Annotated in this window: 19 protein-coding genes; 12 read left to right on the top strand and 7 right to left on the bottom strand. The window is 52.7% G+C overall.

Annotation, left to right across the window (positions count from 1 at the left end; translation table 11 throughout):
- Nucleotides 1-40: 40 nt before the first annotated feature.
- Nucleotides 41-1,372 carry a xylose isomerase gene (gene xylA / locus ACSV5M_RS05320; RefSeq protein ID WP_439174567.1) on the top strand — a complete coding sequence of 444 codons (1,332 nt, stop codon included), beginning with the start codon at nucleotides 41-43 and terminating at the stop codon, nucleotides 1,370-1,372.
- Between the two features lie 172 nt (nucleotides 1,373-1,544).
- Nucleotides 1,545-4,010 carry a glycoside hydrolase family 3 N-terminal domain-containing protein gene (locus ACSV5M_RS05315; protein ID WP_439174566.1) on the top strand — a complete coding sequence of 822 codons (2,466 nt, stop codon included), beginning with the start codon at nucleotides 1,545-1,547 and terminating at the stop codon, nucleotides 4,008-4,010.
- 122 nt (nucleotides 4,011-4,132) lie between these two features.
- On the opposite strand, the gene ACSV5M_RS05310 is transcribed toward ACSV5M_RS05315, so the two are convergent.
- Complete coding sequence (locus ACSV5M_RS05310; RefSeq protein WP_439174565.1) at nucleotides 4,133-5,338, bottom strand: sigma-54 interaction domain-containing protein; 1,206 nt, start codon at nucleotides 5,336-5,338, stop codon at nucleotides 4,133-4,135.
- A 545-nt stretch (nucleotides 5,339-5,883) separates the two neighbouring features.
- On the opposite strand from ACSV5M_RS05310, the gene ACSV5M_RS05305 reads away from it, so the two are divergent.
- On the top strand, nucleotides 5,884-6,159 hold the full coding sequence (locus tag ACSV5M_RS05305; protein WP_439174564.1) for a hypothetical protein: 276 nt from the start codon (nucleotides 5,884-5,886) through the stop codon (nucleotides 6,157-6,159).
- Nucleotides 6,160-6,308: 149 nt separating this feature from the next.
- Complete coding sequence (locus ACSV5M_RS05300; protein ID WP_439174563.1) at nucleotides 6,309-7,442, top strand: TonB family protein; 1,134 nt, start codon at nucleotides 6,309-6,311, stop codon at nucleotides 7,440-7,442.
- Between the two features lie 8 nt (nucleotides 7,443-7,450).
- On the opposite strand, the gene acnA is transcribed toward ACSV5M_RS05300, so the two are convergent.
- Both acnA and ACSV5M_RS05290 read right to left on the bottom strand, forming a co-directional pair.
- Entirely contained in the window at nucleotides 7,451-10,189 is a 2,739-nt protein-coding gene (acnA, locus tag ACSV5M_RS05295) for an aconitate hydratase AcnA (RefSeq protein WP_439174562.1), read from the bottom strand.
- Between the two features lie 103 nt (nucleotides 10,190-10,292).
- Entirely contained in the window at nucleotides 10,293-11,807 is a 1,515-nt protein-coding gene (locus ACSV5M_RS05290) for an MFS transporter (RefSeq protein ID WP_439174561.1), read from the bottom strand.
- A gap of 264 nt (nucleotides 11,808-12,071) precedes the next feature.
- Here ACSV5M_RS05290 and ACSV5M_RS05285 point away from each other — a divergent pair, with 264 nt between their 5' ends.
- Both ACSV5M_RS05285 and ACSV5M_RS05280 read left to right on the top strand, forming a co-directional pair.
- Nucleotides 12,072-12,317, top strand: coding sequence for a hypothetical protein (locus ACSV5M_RS05285; RefSeq protein ID WP_439174560.1), 246 nt, complete (start codon nucleotides 12,072-12,074; stop codon nucleotides 12,315-12,317).
- A gap of 294 nt (nucleotides 12,318-12,611) precedes the next feature.
- Nucleotides 12,612-13,397: an SAM-dependent methyltransferase gene (locus ACSV5M_RS05280; RefSeq protein ID WP_439174559.1), complete on the top strand. Its 786-nt coding sequence runs from the start codon at nucleotides 12,612-12,614 to the stop codon at nucleotides 13,395-13,397.
- Nucleotides 13,398-13,403: 6 nt separating this feature from the next.
- On the opposite strand, the gene ACSV5M_RS05275 is transcribed toward ACSV5M_RS05280, so the two are convergent.
- The 4 genes from ACSV5M_RS05275 to smpB all read right to left on the bottom strand — a co-directional run bounded on the left by ACSV5M_RS05275 (nucleotide 13,404) and on the right by smpB (nucleotide 16,762).
- Entirely contained in the window at nucleotides 13,404-14,045 is a 642-nt protein-coding gene (locus ACSV5M_RS05275) for an RT0821/Lpp0805 family surface protein (protein WP_439174558.1), read from the bottom strand.
- A gap of 26 nt (nucleotides 14,046-14,071) precedes the next feature.
- A complete protein-coding gene (locus ACSV5M_RS05270; RefSeq protein WP_439174557.1) occupies nucleotides 14,072-14,659 on the bottom strand; it encodes a DUF4136 domain-containing protein in 588 nt (195 codons plus the stop codon).
- Nucleotides 14,660-14,803: 144 nt separating this feature from the next.
- Entirely contained in the window at nucleotides 14,804-16,177 is a 1,374-nt protein-coding gene (locus ACSV5M_RS05265; RefSeq protein ID WP_439174556.1) for a sodium-dependent transporter, read from the bottom strand.
- A 102-nt stretch (nucleotides 16,178-16,279) separates the two neighbouring features.
- A complete protein-coding gene (gene smpB, locus ACSV5M_RS05260; RefSeq protein WP_439174555.1) occupies nucleotides 16,280-16,762 on the bottom strand; it encodes an SsrA-binding protein SmpB in 483 nt (160 codons plus the stop codon).
- Between the two features lie 167 nt (nucleotides 16,763-16,929).
- On the opposite strand from smpB, the gene ACSV5M_RS05255 reads away from it, so the two are divergent.
- From ACSV5M_RS05255 to ACSV5M_RS05230, 6 genes are all read left to right on the top strand, one after another.
- On the top strand, nucleotides 16,930-18,315 hold the full coding sequence (locus ACSV5M_RS05255) for a sodium-dependent transporter (RefSeq protein ID WP_439174554.1): 1,386 nt from the start codon (nucleotides 16,930-16,932) through the stop codon (nucleotides 18,313-18,315).
- A 3-nt stretch (nucleotides 18,316-18,318) separates the two neighbouring features.
- On the top strand, nucleotides 18,319-18,762 hold the full coding sequence (locus ACSV5M_RS05250) for a type II toxin-antitoxin system RatA family toxin (protein WP_439174552.1): 444 nt from the start codon (nucleotides 18,319-18,321) through the stop codon (nucleotides 18,760-18,762).
- 13 nt (nucleotides 18,763-18,775) lie between these two features.
- Nucleotides 18,776-19,105, top strand: coding sequence for an RnfH family protein (locus ACSV5M_RS05245; protein ID WP_439174551.1), 330 nt, complete (start codon nucleotides 18,776-18,778; stop codon nucleotides 19,103-19,105).
- Nucleotides 19,106-19,293: 188 nt separating this feature from the next.
- Nucleotides 19,294-19,839 (top strand): glycine zipper 2TM domain-containing protein, encoded by a 546-nt coding sequence (locus ACSV5M_RS05240; RefSeq protein ID WP_439174550.1) that lies wholly within the window; start codon nucleotides 19,294-19,296, stop codon nucleotides 19,837-19,839.
- 224 nt (nucleotides 19,840-20,063) lie between these two features.
- On the top strand, nucleotides 20,064-21,125 hold the full coding sequence (locus ACSV5M_RS05235; RefSeq protein ID WP_439174548.1) for a DUF2817 domain-containing protein: 1,062 nt from the start codon (nucleotides 20,064-20,066) through the stop codon (nucleotides 21,123-21,125).
- Entirely contained in the window at nucleotides 21,122-21,886 is a 765-nt protein-coding gene (locus tag ACSV5M_RS05230) for an alpha/beta fold hydrolase (protein ID WP_439174547.1), read from the top strand. The genes ACSV5M_RS05235 and ACSV5M_RS05230 overlap by 4 nt, the downstream gene beginning before the upstream one ends.
- The last annotated feature ends 26 nt before the right edge of the window (nucleotides 21,887-21,912 follow it).

Raw genomic sequence — 21,912 nt, 5'->3', positions numbered from 1 at the left:
GCAGGCGTGATCAACATTGACATCCATGAGGTTGGTTACTATGAGCATTGTGTTGGGTAGCAAAGAATATTTCCCGGGTATCGGCAAGATCGGCTACGAAGGTCCGGATTCTGATAATCCGCTCGCGTTTAAATATTACGACGAGAACCGTGTCGTTGCCGGCAAGACCATGAAAGAACATTTCCGTTTTGCGGTATGTTACTGGCACACCTTCTGCGGCGCCGGTCACGACCCTTTCGGCCCGGGCCCATTTCATTTCCCCTGGGCAAATACCGCCGATGCCGTAGGCCGCGCGCGCGAAAAAATGGATGCGGCGTTTGAGTTTATTACCAAGCTGGGCGTGCCCTACTACTGCTTCCACGATATCGACCTGATCGACGAAGGCAACACCCGTGCAGAAACCTCCAAGCGTCTGCAGACCATTGTTGAATATGCGAAAGAAAAACAAAAAGCGTCTGGCGTAAAACTGCTGTGGGGCACGGCTAACCTGTTCACCAATCCGCGCTACATGAACGGTGCGTCAACCAACCCGGATTTCAATACCGTTGCCTATGCCGGCGCACAATTGAAAGACGCGCTGGATGCAACCATCGCCCTTGATGGTGAAAACTACGTGTTCTGGGGTGGCCGTGAGGGTTATATGAGCCTGATCAATACCGACATGAAGCGCGAACAGGAACACATGGCGCGCTTCCTGACCATGGCACGTGACTATGCGCGCGGCCAGGGCTTTAAAGGTACTTTCTTTATCGAACCCAAGCCCATGGAGCCGTCCAAGCATCAATACGATTTTGATGCGGCGACAGTGATCGGTTTCCTGCGTCACCACGGTCTGGATAAAGATTTCAAATTAAACCTGGAAACCAACCACGCTACCCTCGCAGGTCATACGATGGACCACGATATGCAAGTGGCTGCTGATGCCGGCATGTTGGGTAGTATGGACGCTAACCGCGGCGACTATCAAAACGCCTGGGATACTGATCAGTTCCCCAACAATATCAATGAAACTGTCGACATGATGCTGGTGTTGCTGCGCAGCGGCGGCTTCCAGGGCGGCGGTGTGAACTTCGATGCGAAAGCCCGTCGTAACTCCACCGATTTTGTGGATCGTTTCTACGGTCACATTGGCGGCATGGACACCTTTGCGCGCGCATTGATTATCGCAGACGATTTGTTGCAAAAATCACCGCTGGAAAAAATGCGCAAAGAACGTTATGCCAGCTTCGATAGCGGTAATGGTGCATTGTTTGAAACTGGTGATATGACTCTTGCACAACTGGCCGATATTGGTAACAAGGTTGGTGAGCCGGCGCAGATCAGTGGCCAGCAAGAACTCTACGAAAATATCGTTAATCGTTATATTCGTTAATTACTGATTTTATGTAGCCCCCGATTGCCGGTCATCCAGCACCAATGGATGACCGGCATTTTTTTATCCGTGTTATTTTTATCGTGTTAACTATCCTTAATAAGACCTTCACCCATGTTGCGGCGATGTGCCGTCGTCGAACAATAACAAAAACCGGCTTGGGATTATTGCTATGAAAACTGTCCGCGCAACATTCAATCAGCTCGTGCTAATGGCCGGGGTATGCCTCAGTTTATCCGCATCCGGTGCCCCGGCTGACCAGCCGCTTTACAAAGACAAAACCCAATCCATTGATGCGCGCGTCAATGACTTGATCAAACGCATGACTCTGGAAGAGAAAGTGGCACAGTTGCAAGCTGTGTGGATCAAGCGTCAGGAGTTGGAAACCGAATCCGGCGTCTTTACGCCGACAAAAGCAAAAGACATCCTTGGGTTGGGGATTGGTCAGATAGCGCGTCCTTCAGAAAATAAAGCGCCGGTTTCGCCCAACAAAACGCCCGAACAAACGGTGGTGTTTGTCAATGCGGCACAGCGGTGGTTGATAGAAAATACGCGCCTGGGTATCCCTGCCATCTTCCACGAAGAAGCCTTGCACGGACACGCGGGGCGCGATGCCACCAGTTTTCCCCAGGCTATCGCCCTGGCCAGTACCTGGGACCCGCAACTTGTTGAAGACATTTACCGGATATCCGCTCAGGAAATGCGCCGGCGCGGTGGTACTCAAGCATTAACACCCATCCTTGATGTGGCACGCGATCCGCGTTGGGGGCGCATTGAAGAAACCATGGGCGAAGACCCTTACCTGGTGGCAGCCCTGGGGGTTGCCAGTGTTAAAGGTTTCCAGGGCAATGAACCGGGACGTATTGGTGATGATCGTGTTATCGCCACCCTTAAGCATCTTGCGGGGCACGGAGAGCCTGTAGGCGGTTTGAATACTGCACCGGCGCCGGTGGGCGAACGGCTATTGCGTGAAATTTTTCTGTTTCCGTTTGAAGCAGCGGTGAAACTCGGCGGCGCGCGCAGTGTGATGGCTTCCTACAATGAAATCGATGGTGTGCCGTCTCATGCGAATGGCAAATTGCTCAACGATATCTTGCGCGGCGAATGGGGATTTAAAGGCACTCTGGTGAGCGATTACTTCGCGATTAAGGAATTGGTGTCGCGTCATCAGCTATCCGATAATCTGGCAGATGCCGCTATGCTTGCATTGAATGCCGGTGTCGATGTAGAGATGCCCGATGGCGAAACCTTTCCGTTGTTGGTGCAATTAGTTAAGGATGGCAAGCTCGACGAAGCCGTCATCAATCAAGCTGTTGCCCGCGTATTGCATGAAAAATTTTTATTGGGTTTATTTGAAACTCCCTACACTGATCCGGCGGGTGTTGAAGCATTTATTGGCAACGACCAACACCGTCAGGTCGCGCAACTGGCGGCGGAGAAAGCGGTGGTGTTATTAAAAAATGACAACAACCTGCTTCCCCTGAATATCAATAAGCTGAAATCCATTGCGCTGATTGGCCCCCATATTGATGAAGTCTTGCTCGGTGGTTATAGCGACGTACCCAAGCAGACGGTCAGCATTTTACAGGGGCTGGAGGAGTATCTGGATGGCAGGATTACCCTGCGTCACGCACAAGGCACTTTGCTAACGCGGAATACCTGGCAGGCGGGCGCCGACTCAATTGCGGCTAATTCGTTTTCCAAAGAACGCTGGCATACCGATGAAGTCGTGTTGGCTACGCCGGAAGACACGAAGGGGATGATTAAAAAAGCCGTGGCTGCGGCACGAAAAAGTGATGTGGCTATTGTGGTGGTCGGCGATAACGAAGCAACCTCGCGCGAAGCCTGGGCGGAAACCCACCTCGGTGATCGCACCAGTCTTGACTTGGTGGGTGAACAACAGGCGTTGGTCGATGCGGTATTGGCGACCGGTAAGCCGACAGTTGTGCTGCTGATTAATGGCCGGCCACTGTCCATCAGCAAAATCGCGCAGCAGGCGCCGGCGATTATCGAAGGCTGGTACCTTGGCCAAGAGACCGGTCATGCCATTGCGCGGGTTCTGTTTGGCGATGTAAATCCCGGCGGCAAATTGCCTGTCAGTATTCCCCGCTCGGTCGGGCATATTCCGGCTTATTACAATCACAAACCATCCGCCAAGCGCGGTTACGCGTTTACCGAAACCAGCGCGCTTTATCCCTTTGGGCATGGCTTGAGTTACACCCAATTTACTTACAGTAATTTCCAGGTGAGCAAAACCTCGGCCAAGGCCGGTGATGTGGTAGATATCCGCATGACCCTGACTAACAGCGGTTCGCGCGACGGTGACGAAGTGGTGCAATTATATATACGCGATCCGATTGCAAGCCTGACGCGACCCGTCAAGGAATTAAAAGGTTTTCAGCGTGTGCATGTAAAAGCAAAAGAGAGTGTGACCCTGACCTTTTCGCTGGCGGTGAATCAGCTGGGTTTTTATGATCAAGAGATGCGTTATATTGTTGAGCCGGGCAAGATTGAATTGATGCTTGGCAGTTCTTCTACTGATATCCGTCTCAATGGCGAGTTTACCATCGCGGGGAAGACAGTGGATGTCAGTGATAACAAGGCCTATTTAAGTGCGTCGACTGTGTCGGTTCCTTAAGCGGGTTTTTACAGCAGGATGAATCAGGTTTGTTATCAGAAATGGGGTTTTCCTTTTTGATAACAAACCTGATTTAATAACAAACCTGGTCGAAAGTCGGGAAAAAAATTAACGAGTTATCGTTAAAACGCCGGTGCCGATTGATAAAGGCTTTTGTCGATCCGGTATTTGCGAATCAACTTCCCGAGCGCGCGTCGTTCTTTTCCGGCAATACGCGCAGCTGCTGATACATTTCCTTCTGTTATCGACAATACCTGCTTGAGGTATTGTTCTTCAAATTGTGTTATCACCTCGGCCTTGGCATCCTGAAAGCTGAGCTGGGGATTGATAGAGTGAAGCATATGCTCAGCTTTGTGCACTTCGCTCTCTGGCGATTTTCCTGTTAAAGCCGAATTGTCTTCTACTGCTGCATGTTTTGTTAATCCCGATTTTTTTTCTAAGCGTGAATGCGTTTCAAACAATGCATCGCCCGGTGGCATCCCGGCAGGCGCAGTCAGTAACGTCTCGGGGGACAGCAAAAACGCACGCAGCAGGGTATTTTCCAGCTCGCGAACGTTGCCGGGCCAGGTTTGCTGCATCAGATAATGAATGAACTGGCCGGATAACTGTTTAGGGGCAGCGCGGTACTCCTCAGAAAATTTATGAAGTAACGCTCTGGCAATCAGCGGAATATCATCCTTCCGCGCGCGCAGCGACGGCATAAAAACCGTCAGTACATTAAGTCGATAAAACAAATCCTCGCGGAATAATTTCTCTTCCACGCGTTGCGAGAGATCGGCATTGGTGGCAGCCAGAATGCGTACATCGGCTTGACGGGTGTCACGTCCGCCGAGCGGGCGGTACTCGCGCGTCTGCAAGAAACGTAACAAAGCTGCTTGTGCCTTGGGCGTCAGGCTATCGACTTCATCGAGAAATAGAGTGCCGCCATTAGCCAAGGCAACCAAACCGGCCTGACTGCTTTTGGCATCGGTAAAGGCGCCTTTCTCATGGCCAAAGAGTTCGCTTTCAAATAGCTCATCAGGGATAGCCGCGCAATTAAGCGGTATAAAACCGCACTCGCGCCGCTCGCTTAAATAATGCATTGCCCGTGCTGCATTTTCTTTTCCCGTTCCTGTTTCGCCGCGGATTAATACCGGCGCATGGCACTGGGCGATCTTCTGAATTAATTGAAGCGTATCGACAAATGTCGGTGAATGGCCGACAAGATTCAGGCCGGTAAACGTCTGCAGCAAGCGGATTTTTTCCTGTGAGGCCTGGTGCGAATTGTCAGTCGTGGAATGATGATTGTGGTCGTTATCACCACAAGAGATAACAGAGGTGCTGTTCATAGTGAGCTTCCCATTGTCCTTGTTAACAGATCACTACCGGTGATGTCTTATCGTTTTACATCAACAACCGTCCTGATGACTCCATCCATTCATATCAACGTCTATACATTTTTTAACACCGGGTTGATAAAGCTAACACAGGGCAAGTCAAAATCAAGTTGGGGCAAGGGGAAGAGGTGCCAATATTTTATAAATATGCTTTCGTCAAGCGTGCCGCTTTTTATTTCATTCTGATTCGTTCTATATGCAATGCATATCAATTTTCCCTGCTCCGCACATTTTTTATTTTATGGGTGTAAAAGAACCCACCTGCGCAAGCCAGTTAAATACCAATATGAAGATGGTGTGACAGTGCGCAGCAACAGGCCTGCGGGTTAATGTCGACCCACCTGTTATGGTTTCTGTTAGAAAAAGTATTGCCTGATCAATCGATTAGCCAATAAAACCGTACTGGTATAAATGTTGCTCAACGCTATTTGCTGCACTAATGGTGTGCGTGGTCTGTGTGTATTTTTTTCTAATCTCTATTAACAGGGAGCGGCGAGTTGAAGGTAAATGATGAGGAGGAACCGGACATTCAATCCCTGGCTGAAGAAATTGCCCGCTATCTGCAGGGGCGCGAGCAGGTTGCGGATACGCTGGATGGCATCCTGCAATGGTGGATTTTGCGGCAGCGCCTGCACGAAGAGCGTCGCAGGGTTGAGCGTGCTATGGCATACCTTCATCAACAGGGAACAATCAGTATAAGAACCCTGCCCGACGGTCGCCTGTTGTATATCGGTCGTCCCTCCGCAACAGATAAGCCCCACCTGGATTCCTGATCTCGCCCGTCGCTAAATTGTCTTATTCATTGATTAGTATCCCGCGGTCGAATGATCGGTATTGGCCGGTCAGCCGTTTTTTGACGTGGGGTAATGAGGTCATGTTTTTCGGTAGATCATTTAAGCGGTTTTGCAGCGCAGGGTTTGGGTTGCTGCTATTGATGTTGTCCGGAATGGTGCATGCAGAGCCTTTATTGAATGGTATTGCCCTGCATAAGGAATTGGGGCGCGATCAATTCTGGGGAGCGCTGTATACCGAGTTGTTAAGCAGCGATGCCGAGGTGCTGGTTACCAGTCCTGTTGCCAAGCGAATGGAATTAAAAATCCTCGCACCGGAAGGCATGACGCTGCGCCGTTTCAGTCGGATGTGGATTGAAGGTGCGGCGATCAACAACTCCTCTGCCGTGCTCATGGCGCAGGCCGACAACATGGTTCTCTTTGACGGCTTGTTTGGCGGACGCTTTGAAACCAACGATCACATTGTGCTCAGTGTGGTGCCGGGTCAGGGGATGGATGTGATAGTGAACAACACCTTGCTCGGCAATATTCCCGATGATAATTTTTTTGCACTCTTGTTACGTTCATGGTTGGGGCGCGTGCCCTTGTCATCTACCTACCGTGATGACCTGTTGTTGATGGGCGATATCAATCCCGATTTGCGCCATCGCTATTTGCACCTTGAGCCGCGCTTAAGCCGTATCGCGGTAGTGGAAAATTGGCTGAAAAAATCAACGGACTCCGCGGAGGAATCGGAAGTTACCGTAGCAGCGGCACCTGTGCCGGCACCAGCGGCCAAGCCGGAAGCGGAGAATAAACCGCGCCTGGAAAAGCCTGCGCCGATTCCGGTTCCGGCACCGATCGTTGTCGCCAGCGCACCGCCGGCACCGGTAAAATCTGAGCCTGTAAAAAAAGCAGCGGCGACAATAGCGGCGGAAAAAGATGGCGCAGAAGAAGAACGTGCAGCGATAACATCGCAAACCCTGCTGGCGCGCCAGTTTTACATCTCCGAAGTGTTGGGCACCATCTATGCCCGTGTCAGTTATCCGCGGCGCGCGCAACAATTGCAACAAGCCGGCAGCGTGAAATTTAATCTGGTGATTGATGACCAGGGAAATATTAAATCGTTAAAGCCGATCGAAACCTCTGACTATGTGTTGCTGAATAAAGCGGCGGAAGAGGCGGTCAAAGATGCAGCGCCTTTCCCACCCTTGCCTGAGGTACTCGCCAGTAGCGAGTTGGAGTTGTTTGTGCCGATAAAATTTTCGCTCGGGAATCCGTCCTGATAAAACGCTCACCGGGCCAGATTACGCAACACATAATGCAGGATGCCGCCGTTCTGGAAATAGGCGAATTCATTCGGCGTATCGATACGCACATGGGCAATAAATTGAATGGGTTCGCCACCGTCTTTGTGTGCGGTCACAATTAATTCGCGGGTGTCCGGATGCACTATTGGAATGTCAAAGATTTCTGTTCCTGTCAGCCCGAGCGAGGCTGCGGAATCACCGCTTTTAAATTGCAGCGGCAAGATACCCATCCCCACCAGGTTAGAGCGGTGGATGCGTTCATAACTTTGCGCAATCACCGCCTTCACACCCAACAAGGCCGGACCTTTTGCCGCCCAGTCGCGCGATGAACCGGAGCCATATTCTTTACCCGCCAATACGATCAGCGGCGTCTTATTCTGGCGGTACAACTCGGCGGCGTCATAGATGCTCATCACTTTCTGTTCAGGCAGATAGGTCGTCCAGCTTCCTTCAGTACCTGGGGCTATCTGGTTTTTCAGACGGACATTCGCGAAGGTGCCGCGCATCATCACTTCATGGTTGCCCCGACGCGAGCCATAGGAATTGAAATCGTCCGGCTGCACACCTTGTTGTTGCAGGTACACGCCGGCCGGACTGTCGGGCATGATGGCGCCAGCGGGTGAGATATGGTCGGTGGTGATACTGTCGCCCACCATGACCAGGCAGCGGGCTTTTTCAATCGCTTTAACCGCATCAGCCTCGGCGGTGATGCCTTCAAAGAACGGCGGCTTGCGCACATAGTCGGACTCGGGCCAGGCGTACAGCTCGCTCTCGGTAATGGGTAGTGCATTCCAGTTCTCGTCACCCCGATAAACGTCGGCATATTTGCTGGCAAACATGGAGGGGTCGAGATGGCTGGCGATGCTGGCTTGAATCTCCGCATTGCTCGGCCAGATGTCCTTCAGGAACACCGGCTGGCCATCGCTGCCGGTGCCCAGCGGTTCTCCATAGAGATCGATATCCATCGTGCCGGCCAACGCATAGGCCACCACCAGTGGCGGCGACGCCAGGTAGTTGGTGCGGACTTCGGCATGAATCCGGCCTTCAAAATTACGGTTGCCGGACAACACCGAGGCCACCATCAGGTCGCCCTGGCGGATTGCAGACGAAATCTCATCCGGCAAGGGGCCGGAGTTGCCGATACAGGTGGTACAGCCATAGCCCACCAGATAAAACCCCAAAGCCTCCAGGTCCGCCAGTAAACCGGCTTTGCTCAGGTAATCGGTCACCACTTGTGAGCCGGGCGCCAGGCTGGTCTTGACCCAGGGCTTGCTGCGCAGGCCGAGGGCACGTGCCTTGCGGGCCACCAAACCAGCAGCCATCAGCACCGCCGGGTTGGAGGTATTGGTGCAACTGGTGATGGCGGCGATCACGACCGCCCCGTGTTTCAGGCTGAAATGCTCACCGCGATAACTGACGGGCACATCCCCCGGTTGCTCCGCTGATTGATTGCCCACAGCGGTTGCACCGCCTTCATCGGCAAATTTATCCAGGGTCGTGGTCTTGATCAGCGTGTCGCGCTGGGCCTGGAATTCTCCCAGGGTTTTGCCGAAGCTGGCTTTGCTCTCGCTCAACGAGATGCGATCCTGCGGGCGTTTGGGTCCAGCGAGAGACGGGACGACATCGGCGAGATCGAGGGTCAGCAAGTCACTGTAATGCGCTTCCGGGCTGTTGTCGTCATGCCAGAGGCCCATGGCTTTCATGTAGGCCTCGGTGAGGCGCAATTGGTTTTCGCTGCGGCCAGTGAAGCGCAGGTAATCCAGGGTTTGCTGGTCGACCGGAAAGATGCCGCAGGTTGCGCCATACTCCGGCGCCATGTTGCCGATGGTGGCGCGGTCGGCGAGAGAGAGGTGTTTAAGGCCGGGGCCGAAGAATTCCACAAATTTACCCACCACGCCGAGCTTGCGTAGCATCTGCGTGACGGTCAGCACCAGATCGGTAGCGGTGGCGCCTTCCGGTAACTGGCCCGTCAGTTTGAAGCCCACGACCTGGGGAATCAGCATGGAGATTGGCTGGCCGAGCATCGCGGCCTCGGCTTCAATACCGCCCACGCCCCAGCCCAGCACGCCCAGGCCATTGATCATTGTGGTGTGGGAATCAGTGCCTACCAGGGTATCCGGGTAGGCTTCGGCCTGGTCGGTGGTTTCATTGGCAAATACACAGCGCGCCAGATATTCCAGGTTCACCTGATGGACGATGCCGGTGCCCGGCGGCACCACTTTAAAATTGGAGAAGGCTTTCTGACCCCAGCGCAGGAACTGATAGCGCTCGCGGTTGCGCTCGATTTCAACGGCGGTGTTTTTGGCGAAGGCGTCTTCAGAGCCAAAGAAATCCACCATCACCGAGTGGTCGATCACCAGTTCAACCGGTGAGAGGGGATTGATCTGCTGCGCATTACCACCCAGTTCTGTCACGGCGTCGCGCATTGCGGCGAGGTCCACAATAGCAGGCACGCCGGTGAAATCCTGCAAGATAACCCGCGCCGGCACGAAGGCAATTTCCTGGGTGGGTTCCGCCGTCGGGTCCCAGTTGGCCAGCGCCTTGATATCGTCATCGGTCACAAAATTGGTGTTGGCATGGCGCAATAAATTCTCCAACAAAATCTTGAGCGAGAACGGCAGCTTGTCTACCGGGTAATGTTGTTGCACCTTGCTGAAGGGATAGATGCGATAGGATTTGTCGCCCACGTGGAGTGTGTCGGTTGCTTGAAAAGATGAAGTCATGACAGCCTCTTTCTCATTGGGTGTTTTTACGACGGGAAGCTTAATGAAGAATGGTAAAGAATAAATGACCGGTATGAACAGTGCGGCCGGCCTGTTGTGTTAGTTAGAGCGCAATTGTGCCGTTTGTTTCACCTTCGTCCTGCACAAAGCACATCGCAATCGCGGCGAATAACATAAAAGCGCCGGCCAGCACCATCGCGTAAATCGTCTGTCCGCCAAATAGTGTGCTGACAATCAATGCCAGCACACTGGATGCCAGGATTTGCGGGATCACAATAAAAAAATTGAACAGGCCCGCATAGACGCCCATTTTTTCCGGCGGTAATGAGCAGGAGAGGATCGCATAAGGCATGGACAATATGGATGCCCAGGCAAATCCCATGGCCACCATAGACAACAGCAACCAGCGCGGATCGCTGATCCAGATAAACGATATCAGAGCCAGTGCGCCCAAACACAAATTCACCACATGTGTCACTTTGCGATTACTGCAGCGTACCATCATGGGAATGGCAATCGCAGCCAGCGCCGCAAATCCATTATAGGTCGCAAAGAGTACGCCCACCCAATCCGCGCCGGTGTTGTAGAGCAGGCTGGTGGTATCCGTTGCACCATAATGAAATGACGTGACAGCAGCCGTGCCGTAAATCCACATCGAAAATAAGGCAAACCAGGTAAGGAATTGCACCACTGCCAGTTGCTGCATGGTCCTGGGCATGCGCAATAAATCCTGGGTAACCTGATACAGACCGTTATCGGTTCGCCCATGTTTGCGCAACAGGCCAGCCGTGATTTGGATCGCCCCGAAGAGTGCCAGCCCACCCACCAGGACATACAGTTTTTCATCGAGTTGTCCGGCGGAAATAATCAGCACGCCGAGACAACCGGTAACAAGAAACCACGCCCCGCCGCGAAAAAATTTTATCCGCGTATCAACACGCACTTGCATTGCTCGACGAACAAGGTGGCGTTCCCTGAACGCTGCCAATTGTTCGGGACTGTATTCTGGTGTTGAGTAAATAGCCCAGGCGATAGAGGCGAGCATGATGCCACCGCCGATATAAAACGCATAAATCACCGAAGGCGGTACGGCACCTTCATTGGCCACATTGGTAACACCAAAACCATTGGTCAGTATCCAGGGCAAGGCGGAAGCGACTACGGCGCTGACACCGATAAAAAAACTCTGCATGGAAAAACCGCTGGAGCGTTGTTCTTCCGGCAACATATCGCCCACCAGGGCAATAGACGGCCCTAGCGCAATATTGAGCGAGGCATCCATGATCCACAACATCCCGGCGGCGATCCACAGCGTCGGCGAGTTGGGCATCACAAACAATGCCAGGCTGGCCAGCAGCGCGCCGCACAACAGATAAGGGCGGCGGCGCCCAAGTCGGCCCCAGGTTTTATCACTCATGTAGCCGATGACGGGTTGGATCAATAATCCGGTGATGGGTGCGGCCACCCACAGGATTGGAATATCGTCGATGGAGGCACCGAGGATTTGAAAAATGCGGCTGACATTGGCGTTTTGCAATGCAAAACCAAACTGGATACCAATAAAGCCAAAGCACATATTCCAGATTTGCCAGAATGTCAGGTGTGGCTTGTGGGTCATAACTTTTTTTCTTGTTGTCTTTTTTGTTATCGCGCGGCGCAATATAGCACTCTGCCTGAGTGAGAGAAAGCATGTCATCAATGCCGCCACTGACCAGTCGGTTGCGCGCCGGGGAAACCTTTCAGCTTCGCTATTGCCATAACCTGTAGCAGTAACCGGTAACCGGTAACCGGTAAAAATTCACCTATACTTAATAGCGCTGATGAAGATCTGTTTCGCACGCTGCGAAGAAGTAAGATTAAATGCGTCAATATGGAGGCTGTTATGGAAAAGACATCCAAAGCTGATGTGGTCGACAGGCAACAAACCATGCTTAAAGAAGAACAGCAGGAAACTGCGCGTGAACTGGCCGATCTGATGCGCCTTGCGCAAGAAATGGGGCGTCGCCTGGCGAATGAGACCCATGGTGAATTATACGATGATGTGCGGTTTCTGAATGAACTCCTGCACCAAACCCGTATCAAGGCGGATGCCATCAAAGAGCGGCTGGTCTACAACGGGCCGCGCTGATCTTGTGTTGATGTTGCGGATGATGGCGCGATAGGCTCCTACGGCGGTAGGCCGATTTCCCTGCATTTTTGTCCGCATGATGCTGCCTTGCATTTCATATGCCTATAAGTTCTTGCGCGTATTTTTTTGTCACTTTTCTGTCACATTGCCAGCGATTTTAATCACATCACCCATTCTGCGCCTGCGTTGTTGGTAAAGCATCATTATCCCGTGATAACCTCCCCCGCGTGTTGCATCAAGCGCGATAAATCTAGCGCATGAAAATTCCTGGATATGAAAACGGGGCTCCAGTCGGTGAGTAAAAAATCTGTATTGTCTGCAAACAAAGCTGATCGTCACGAACTCTACCAACGCAGTGTGCAAGCGGCTGATGTGGAAGTGGCCTTTATTGATAAAGCCTTTAAAAAATACCGCAAACGTAAAGCGTATAGCATGCGTGAAGATTTTTGCGGGACGGCGCTGTTAAGTTGCACCTGGGCTGCCAGCCATAAGCAGCGCCATGCTACCGGTGTAGATATTGATCCGAATGTTCTGGCCTGGGGGCGGCAACATAATCTTGTTCCCCTCGGGAGCGCGAGTGAACGGGTCACGCTGTTGCAGCAGGATGTACGTTTACCGCCGGAACAAAAATTTGATCTTATCAATGCGTTTAATTTCAGCTACTGGATCTTTAAGGACCGCGTCACCCTGCGCGATTATTTTTCCAGCGTGAGACATTCGCTGGTGGACGATGGGGTGTTTATGCTCGACCTGTACGGCGGCTGGGAAGCGCACCAGGCGGTGCGTACCAAACGTGCTATCGGGCAGGGCTGCAAATACGTGTGGGATCAGGGCGAAGTCGATCCCATTACCCACGATGTGGTGAACCACATTCATTTTGAATTTAAAGATGGCTCGCGCCTGAAGAAAGCCTTTACCTATGAATGGCGCTTCTGGACGCTGACAGAAGTGCGTGAGGTGTTGCTCGAAGCAGGCTTCACTGATGTTATCGTGTACTGGCAGGATGAAGGTGATTATGTTATCCGCAACACCAGTGAAAACCAGCCATTATGGCTGGTGTATCTGGTGGCTCTGGCGTAGCAGCGTTTACTGACCCAGACGCTCCCACTGACCATTCCTTTTACAAAAGGTGTAGTGCCCATCCATGGTGCCGCCTTTAGCGTTGATGATGCTGATCGCCAACTCACGACAAAAATTACCCTCATGTGATAACACGCTGACTGGTACAACGACACCGGCGTTTTTACTTGCCGGATTAAACCACGAAGCGGGCAGTCGATTATCGCGTGCGGATTCCAGTACTTCCTTGACGGTGTTTTCCAGTAGTGCCCAATCACTGTCGGTGGTTTGCCGCATTAAGGAGTCGCTGACTTGCCAGTGGCCCTCGCCGTCTTTGCAGATATCAAAGCGGTAGTGTTCAGCGCGACGTTGATCGGCGGTAAATTTAAACAGCGTGCGCCGGCATTCCCGCGCGGCTTCCATAAATGATAATTTGGGTAGTATCTGCACCTGGATCTTATTGTTTGCTGAATGCCAGCGAATAATTTTCTGGTCAGGTGTTCTGTTGAGTACTTGTGTCACCTCCTGCTTGAGTGAGGTGATGTCCTCGTCAGTCAATTGCTGCAACAGGGAGTTTTTGAGGAAACTGACATTAGCTGCCTGGGCGCTCCAGGATAACCCAAGCAGCACCAGACACAGGGTACTCAATACGCTCGCCGTTTTTTTCATGGGGCTCTTCCTTTTCCTGAAGAAAATTATTTTTTACGCTGGGGAAACTCGCGCAGTAAATCTGCAACCGTTGCGCGAATCGGTTCTTTGGGACGCATCAGTGCTTCTTCTGTCAAACGCCCCTGGGCATCACCCTGCCAGATTAACTGGCGTTTTTTTGCATCAATAATATCAATGCGCGCGGCACCCTTACGTTCGATAAATACCTGCGTATGTTCCTGCGTGGCGGGCATGCCGCGATAGAGCTCCTGCGAATGGCTGTAGTAACCACCCTCGGTCACCCGCGCCGGTTCAGCGCTGCCCATCTCCTTTAATAAATTCTGGATGTTGACCTGGTAATTAATCAGCAGGTCCGGTTTTTCTTCGCTGTAGGTATAGCCCCGCGCATCCATTTGCTCGCGGATGGCATGGATAAAATGCTGGGCAATCTCATTGTCCGGTGTTGCAGCACGGCTACTTTTTAACAGGGCGTAGGTCCGGTATTTGGAAAAATTTACCGAGTCGTCTTTGCGGGTTTCAATACGCGGCCCGGTTTGTTGGCAGGCGCTCAGGAATAGTAAAACTGTGGTGATACTCAAAAATGACAAGAGGGAAGGGAATAGGGCGCGCATCATGATAGTTCCTTTGATAAATAACTACTGTGGCGCAAAACCTCCCTCGGCTCAGTTGTCTCGATCACATACCTGTTATCTTCAGCCGCAGCGCGTAACCCATTGAGTCTTGTCCAGTATCTTGCCGAGCGCAAGTGGCCGTGAGTGTTAAACCCGCAGGCTTTGCATAAATGTCACAAGAATCAACAGCGGGCAGATGATGCGTACATAAAAGGGCCAGATGCGCCAGAAGATGCCCTGCCGCTCTATACCTTGCTGCGCGGCCAAGGCCTGGATTTTTTTATCGCGATGCCACACCCAACCGGCAAATAAACACAGCGCCAACCCCAACAAGGGCTGGCTGAATTCCGTCGTAAAGGACACGACACCGTCGAACAGCGCGGCAAAATTCATCACGATGATGGCACTGATCAGAAAAATAATACCGCCGATCATCATCGTCACCCGCGTGCGCGGCGCGCCACTTTTTTCCGTCACGACGGACACGGGCGCTTCCAGCATTGAGATAGACGAGGTGAGCGCGGCGATGGTCATCAGCGCAAAGAAGGTCATCGCCAACCACACGCCGGCGTTGCCCATGTTGTCGAACAGGCTGGGCAATACTTGCAAGACCAATCCCGGCCCCGCAAGTAATTCGCCCGCCGCGCCGTAGATGGCGATGCCCTGTGCCTGCGCGACGTACATCGCGGGAATAATCAACAAGCCCGCCACAAATGCAAAGCTGGTATCGAGCAAGGTCAGGGTCGCGCCGATGTGCGGTAATTTGTCCTGCCGGTCTCTTTCCGAGAGGGCGCGGCCGAGATAGGAGCCGTAGACCAACATGGTCCCTACGCCTAATGACAGCGAAAAAAACGCCTGCCCCATCGCACTCAATAACAAAGACGGATCAAGGACCCGTGAAAAATCCGGCAATAAATATACGCGCAATCCCTCTGCAGCGCCGGGCTGGTTCAGCACATAAACAATCAACGCCAACAATAAAATCGCCAGGGTCGGCATCAGCCGCGTTGACCAGGCTTCAATGCCCTGGCTTACACCGCGCGCAACAATCCACACGGTCATCAGCGAAAATACAAAACAGGCGGACAGGTCGCGCACCAGCCCGCTTTGCGCCAGCCAGCCTGCCCCTGCCTCAAAGCCCAGGAGTTGCATCAACGGCGCGGCAAATTTGGCAAGAATCCAGCCAGCGACAATGGCATAAAAACTCAGGATCAAACTCACCACCAGCACACCGTAATAACCCACCATGCCGCCGACGCGACGTAACAGCGGGCGATCGCTCAAGGTACTCAAGGCGGTAACGATATTGGCGTTGCTGTGGCGGCCGATAATCAGCTCGGCCATCAGGGCGGGGTAGGCTAATAAAAACGCGAGAATGAAATAGGCGAGGACAAAGGCACCGCCGCCGTTACTGGCCGCCTGGGTGGGAAAGCCCCAGATATTTCCCAGCCCGATGGCGGAGCCGGCGGCGGCCATCAAAAATCCAAAACGGGACGTGAAATGTCCGCGAGCGTGTGCCATAAGGAGGTTCCCTATCATTCTGTACCGGTCGTTCTGCACAAATCGTTCAGCGCAGGTCGGTTTGTACAGAGTAGGCCGCGCAGAACGCCAGCGGCCCCGTCGTTATTCTTTATTGCCCGCCTGGAATATACGTTGTTTTTGGCGCGCCCAATCGCGATTTTTTTCAGTTTCGCGTTTATCGTGCAACTGCTTACCTTTGGCGATGGCGATTTCGCACTTGATCAGGTGCGCCTTCCAATAAAGCGCTGTGGCCACCACGGTATAACCTTTTTGTTCGATGGCGTCCTGCAAGCGCGTTAGTTCGCGGCGGTTCAACAATAATTTGCGCGTGCGCAGCGGGTCGGTAACGAAATGGGTGGAGGCCGTGGCCAGGGGCGTAATCTGCGAGCCCAGCAGCCAGGCTTCGCCGTTCTTGAAGATAACGTAGGTGTCCGTCATCTGGACTTTGCCGGCGCGCAGGCTTTTGACTTCCCAGCCGAGCAGCGCCACGCCTGCCTCGAAACGCTCGTGCAGCTCGTAGTCGAATTTGGCTTTTTTGTTCAGGGCAATGGTGTTGCCGCTGTTCTTGTTCTGCTTTTTAGCCATGAGAGAAAACAGTCCTGATAACGCGAAAAAGGGCGGCATTATATCGGCAAAGAGTGCGGCCTGTCTCGACTGCGGGCTTATGCTGTCGCGCTAATCCCGCTACAATCCGGCCCAGCGCCCATCGGGAGCCGTGCTTCATCATCCAGCAGCTACACGGAGCCACGTCAGTGAAGCGATTTAAACAACATGCCATCTGGGGCCACCGGGGCACCTTTATCCTCGCTGCCACCGGCTCGGCGGTGGGTTTGGGTAATATCTGGAAATTCCCCTATGTGACCGGTGAAAACGGTGGCGGTGCATTTGTATTGATGTACCTGGTGTGCGTTGCCATCATCGGCATCCCGATCATGATTGCCGAAATCCTGGTGGGCCGCCGCGCCCGCGCCAACCCCATTACCTCCGTTCAAACGGTATCCCGCGACAGTGGCCTGCTGCGCGGCTGGAATGTGATTGGCTGGATGGGGGTGATTGCCGCATTCCTGATCCTGTCCTACTACACCGTGATTGCTGGCTGGACCCTCGAATATTTTACACTCGCCCTGGACAACCGCTTTGCCGGCCTGGACGGCGAAGCCTCGGGCAACATTTTTGATGAGCTGCTGGCCAACCGCAGTCAACTGGTGCAGTGGCAAACCGCCTTTATTTCCATGACCGCGTTGATCCTGATGTTCGGTGTCAACAAAGGCCTGGAAGCGGCGGTGCGCGTTATGATGCCGGTGCTGTTTTTGCTCCTGTTGCTGCTGTTGGCCTACGCCATCTATGCTGGTGATTTCGCTGCCGGTTTGCGTTTCCTGTTCAGCTTTCATCCGGAAGATTTGTCTGTGCGCGGTGCGCTGATTGCGTTGGGTCATGCGTTCTTTACGCTGAGCCTCGGCATGGCGGCGATCATGGCTTATGGTGCCTATATGCCGAGCACCTCGGCCATTGGCAAGACGGCGGTGACAGTGGCGTTGCTCGATACCACCGTCGCACTGGTGGCGGGGCTGGCGATCTTTCCGCTGGTATTTGCCACGCCGGATATCACGCCCAGCGAAGGGCCGGGGCTGATGTTTGTAACCTTGCCTATCGCGTTTGGGGCCATGCCCTGGGGCAACGTGTTTGGCAGCGCTTTTTTTGCGCTGGTGATTCTCGCTGCATGGAGTTCGACAATTTCCTTATTGGAGCCCGCCGTTGCTTACCTGACGGAACGCTTTCGCTTTCATCGTATCAGCGCCAGCTTATTGATTGCGCTGGGCGCCTGGTTGTTGGGATTGGGCACGGTATTTTCGTTCAATGTCTGGGTCGATAAAAAAATTCTGTGGGATCTCAATTTCTTTGGTTTGATTGACTTCCTCACCACCAATGTCATGCTGCCGCTCGGCGGTTTGCTCACCGCCATCTATGTCGGTTGGCGTGTGAAACGCGAACTGATTGAACATGAATTAAAACTGGATTCCACCCGTTTTATACGCATCTGGTATTGGTTGTTGCGTTACATTTCGCCGCTGGCGGTGTTAGCCGTATTGCTCGGTGGTTTGTATCCGGTATTGAAAAATTTTTTCGGGGAGTCGTAATTTTTGACCCATAAGGTACAGCGCTCTGCACTGGTGCAGTATTCCGCGCAGCAGATGTTTGATCTGGTGAATGATATTGAAGCCTATCCGCAGTATATGGATGGCTGTGTCGGTGCAAAGATTTTGCGCCGCGAAAATGACTGGCTTGAAGCGCAGCTCGATTTGCAAAAGGCCGGTGTGACGCAAAGTTTTATCACACGCAATCATTTGCAACCGCCCACCTGCATGACCATGACATTGGTGGATGGTCCCTTTTCCAAGCTGCACGGCTGCTGGCGTTTTACGCCCTTAAGTGATGCGGCATGTAAAGTCAGTTTTGAGTTAGAGTTTGAATTGAAAAACCGTTTGCTGGGTATGGCCGTGGGTAAATTATTTGAAGCCGTTGCCAACCGTCAGGTTGATGCCTTGTGCGCGCGAGCACAAACGGTTTATGGACGTATTGAGTAGAGTAAGAGGGTATATGGCAGATTTTGATTTAATTACGGTGGAAGTCGCTTACGCCTTGCCACACCAGCAGAAAATTATTGAGTTGCTGGTAGAGCCAGGTACGACCGCATTACAGGCGGTAGAGCGTTCCGGTATTGTAAAAATATTTCCGGAGATTGATATCACCAGCGCACGGATGGGCATCTTCGGACAGGCGCTGGGTACCAAAGGGTTAAATCCGCCGGATACCTATGAATTGCATCCCGGTGACCGCGTGGAAATTTATCGGCCTTTGAAATCCGATCCCAAAGAAGCGCGGCGCAAACGGGCTGAAAAAAGTAAAGATGAGGATGCCAGTGATTGATGTCATAAATCACGTGTTACAAAAATCACATTCTGAAAAAATTTCTGTGCATCGATAAAAAATAAACCCCATTCTTCCCGGCCGAGAATGGGGTTTATTTTTTACATTCAGCTTTCGTTAAGATTTCCCCGGTATAAATGATGGTAACAAGCTGTTAAACGACTTTTTAGTCAAAGGAGTACACCACGATGAATAAATCCATGATTATTGGCACTGTATTAGGTATTGGTATTGCCACCGCCGGTGGTGCAATTGCCAGTTATCAATTGTTAAAAGAGCCCGCGTATGCCGAGGTGGTAAACACCGAAACACTCACAAAACAAATCCAGATTCCCCGCGAAGAATGTCGCGAGGAAACCGTCGTGCGGCAAAAGCCGGTGAAAGATGAACACCGCATCGCCGGTAAAGCTATCGGTGCGGTAGTCGGTGGTGTGTTGGGTCATCAGGTGGGTGGCGGCAGTGGTAAAAAGGTGGCCACGGTGGCGGGCGCTGTTGCCGGTGGTTATGCCGGTGATCGCGTGCAGGACAATATGCAAAAAAATAATACCTATACCACTACCGAGCAAGTCTGTAACACGGTCTATGACACCCGCGAAGAAATTACCGGTTATAACGTCACCTATCGTTTCAAAGACGAAGAAGGTACTGTCAAGATGACTTATGATCCCGGTCAACGCATCCCGGTAAAAGATGGCCAGTTGGTACTGGCGCCCACCGAAGAAAGTATTCAGTAATTAATTTGTCATATATCGCGCTGGCGCCGTGTCATTAGATTGCACGGCGCTTTTTTTGTCCCCGCTTTTTTATCCGCTTCCCCGCATGTTCGCCGGCGTACACTTCCTCTTGGCCTGATCCGCTATACTCGTGAAAATGCAGGTAACAGGTGACCTCAGGTACGATGAACGGACAGCCATTAAATGGACAGCAATCAAACGAACAGGAAAATGCATCCACTGCTATGACACTCCCGGTTGTGCGCGATGCGGCGCAGCAAAAAGTCGTGGCACAACAGCTGCCGGAACTGCTTGAACTGGAAGCCTTGATAGCGCAGCACCCACACACCCTTACGGCACAGGTGGAACACCTGCTGACCTGGCAGTCTTTGCCATTACCGCTCTATTCCCTGTCGCTGGGATCGCGCGATCCCCATGCGCCCACGGTCCTGATGACCGCGGGCATGCATGGCGTTGAGCGTATTGGCTCCCAGGTGTTGATTGCCTGGTTGCAAACCCTGCTGGAGCGATTGTGTTGGGATGTGCAATTGCAGCAACAGATCGCACAAATACAACTGGTGTTTATGCCGATTTTGAATCCGGTGGGCATGTGCCTGAATCGCCGCTGCAATGGCAACGGCGTTGATCTGAATCGCAATGCGCCGATTGATGCGGAAGATGAAGTGAAATTGCTTGGCGGCGGCCATCGGCTCGGCGGATTTTTTCCCTGGTATCGCGGCAAAAAGGGCGCGGCGATGGAAGCAGAAAATCTTGCGCTGGAGCGGGTGATCAAACGGCAGGTATTTGGCCGGCCAATGGCACTGGCCCTTGATCTACATTCCGGTTTTGGTATGCAGGATCGCCTCTGGTTTCCCCATGCCTATCGCCGTAAACCCATCGATAATATTGCGGATTATGTTGCGCTGAAACTGCTGTGGGAGCGCACCTATCCCAATCACATTTATATCTTTGAGCCCCAGTCGATGCATTATTTATCCCACGGTGATGTGTGGGATTATTTCCATGCGTTGTTCACGGCGAGCAGTCCGTCACCGCAACAACATTTTTTGTCGCTTACCCTGGAGATGGGTTCCTGGGCCTGGGTTAAAAAACGCCCGCGACAATTATTAAATTTTGCGGGATTATTTAACCCGCAAATGAAACATCGCCACGCACGTGTGCTGCGGCGGCATATCCTGTTGCTCGATTTCATGCTTGCGGCCGCATTGAATAGCAATAACTGGCTGCCTGAAAAACAACAAGCGGCGTTGTTAACCCAAACCGCCCAGAGCCTCTGGTTTTCATGATGCATATTATTTTATTGCGCGGACTGGCCCGCGAAGCGGCGCACTGGCTGGAATTTCCGGTGCGCCTGCACACGGCCATCGGTCAGCATTGTCATTTGCACATTCCCGACTTTCCCGGTTGCGGAAAATATTTCCGCACGTCAGCGCTTGATTCCATCGAAGCCATGACCGATCACGCGCGCGCAGAAGCGGATATCGCTGCTGCGTTGGCATCCGGCGAACCGGTGTTTATCGTGGGAATTTCCATGGGCGGCATGGTTGCTCTGGATTGGGCGCAACGTTTTCCGCAAGACATCAGCGGCCTCGTGTTGATCAACTCCAGCGCCGGCGATCAACCACTCTCCTGGCGTTTACAACCCGCCGCCTGGCCGACCGTGTTGCTCGCTTTATTGCTGCCGGTCAAGCAGCGGGAAGCACGGGTGCTGCGCCTGGTGAGTAACGACACGGTGCGCTATTCACAGCTTTTGCAACGATGGCTCGACATCCAGGCGCAACGCCCGATTACCCGCACGACTATTCTGAAGATGCTGCGCGCAGCCGCGCAGTTTCGTCCGCGCAACGCCTGTGCAGTGAGAGGATTGGTGCTCGCCAGCCAGAAGGATCGCATGGTGTCCCCGCGCGCCAGCGCAGCCCTTGCCCAAATGTTTCAGTGGCCCTTGGTGTATCACTCATCGGCGGGTCACGATATGCCGATGGATGATGCGGATTGGGTGGTGCAGGAAATTCGACAGTGGATAACATCTATAGGTGGCAACTGCTAGAATCGGGTGCAATGTGTCCACAAGGA

The sequence above is a fragment of the Cellvibrio sp. ARAG 10.3 genome, assembly GCF_051846955.1.
Taxonomy (GTDB): Bacteria; Pseudomonadota; Gammaproteobacteria; order Pseudomonadales; family Cellvibrionaceae; genus Cellvibrio.
Note: the sequence above shows the minus strand (reverse complement) of the source record. Positions and strands in the feature narration are given on the sequence as shown.

Bases quoted from the DNA above. Each gene is read 5' to 3' on its own strand.
- ACSV5M_RS05310 (WP_439174565.1), bottom strand. From the start codon at position 5,338: ATGAACAGCACCTCTGTTATCTCTTGTGGTGATAACGACCACAATCAT.
- ACSV5M_RS05285 (WP_439174560.1), top strand. From the start codon at position 12,072: ATGGAAAAGACATCCAAAGCTGATGTGGTCGACAGGCAACAAACCATG.
- ACSV5M_RS05240 (WP_439174550.1), top strand. From the start codon at position 19,294: ATGAATAAATCCATGATTATTGGCACTGTATTAGGTATTGGTATTGCC.
- acnA (WP_439174562.1), bottom strand. From the start codon at position 10,189: ATGACTTCATCTTTTCAAGCAACCGACACACTCCACGTGGGCGACAAA.
- ACSV5M_RS05265 (WP_439174556.1), bottom strand. From the start codon at position 16,177: ATGGCACACGCTCGCGGACATTTCACGTCCCGTTTTGGATTTTTGATG.
- smpB (WP_439174555.1), bottom strand. From the start codon at position 16,762: ATGGCTAAAAAGCAGAACAAGAACAGCGGCAACACCATTGCCCTGAAC.
- ACSV5M_RS05245 (WP_439174551.1), top strand. From the start codon at position 18,776: ATGGCAGATTTTGATTTAATTACGGTGGAAGTCGCTTACGCCTTGCCA.
- ACSV5M_RS05235 (WP_439174548.1), top strand. From the start codon at position 20,064: ATGACACTCCCGGTTGTGCGCGATGCGGCGCAGCAAAAAGTCGTGGCA.
- ACSV5M_RS05230 (WP_439174547.1), top strand. From the start codon at position 21,122: ATGATGCATATTATTTTATTGCGCGGACTGGCCCGCGAAGCGGCGCAC.
- ACSV5M_RS05270 (WP_439174557.1), bottom strand. From the start codon at position 14,659: ATGATGCGCGCCCTATTCCCTTCCCTCTTGTCATTTTTGAGTATCACC.
- ACSV5M_RS05275 (WP_439174558.1), bottom strand. From the start codon at position 14,045: ATGAAAAAAACGGCGAGCGTATTGAGTACCCTGTGTCTGGTGCTGCTT.
- ACSV5M_RS05290 (WP_439174561.1), bottom strand. From the start codon at position 11,807: ATGACCCACAAGCCACACCTGACATTCTGGCAAATCTGGAATATGTGC.
- ACSV5M_RS05315 (WP_439174566.1), top strand. From the start codon at position 1,545: ATGAAAACTGTCCGCGCAACATTCAATCAGCTCGTGCTAATGGCCGGG.
- xylA (WP_439174567.1), top strand. From the start codon at position 41: ATGAGCATTGTGTTGGGTAGCAAAGAATATTTCCCGGGTATCGGCAAG.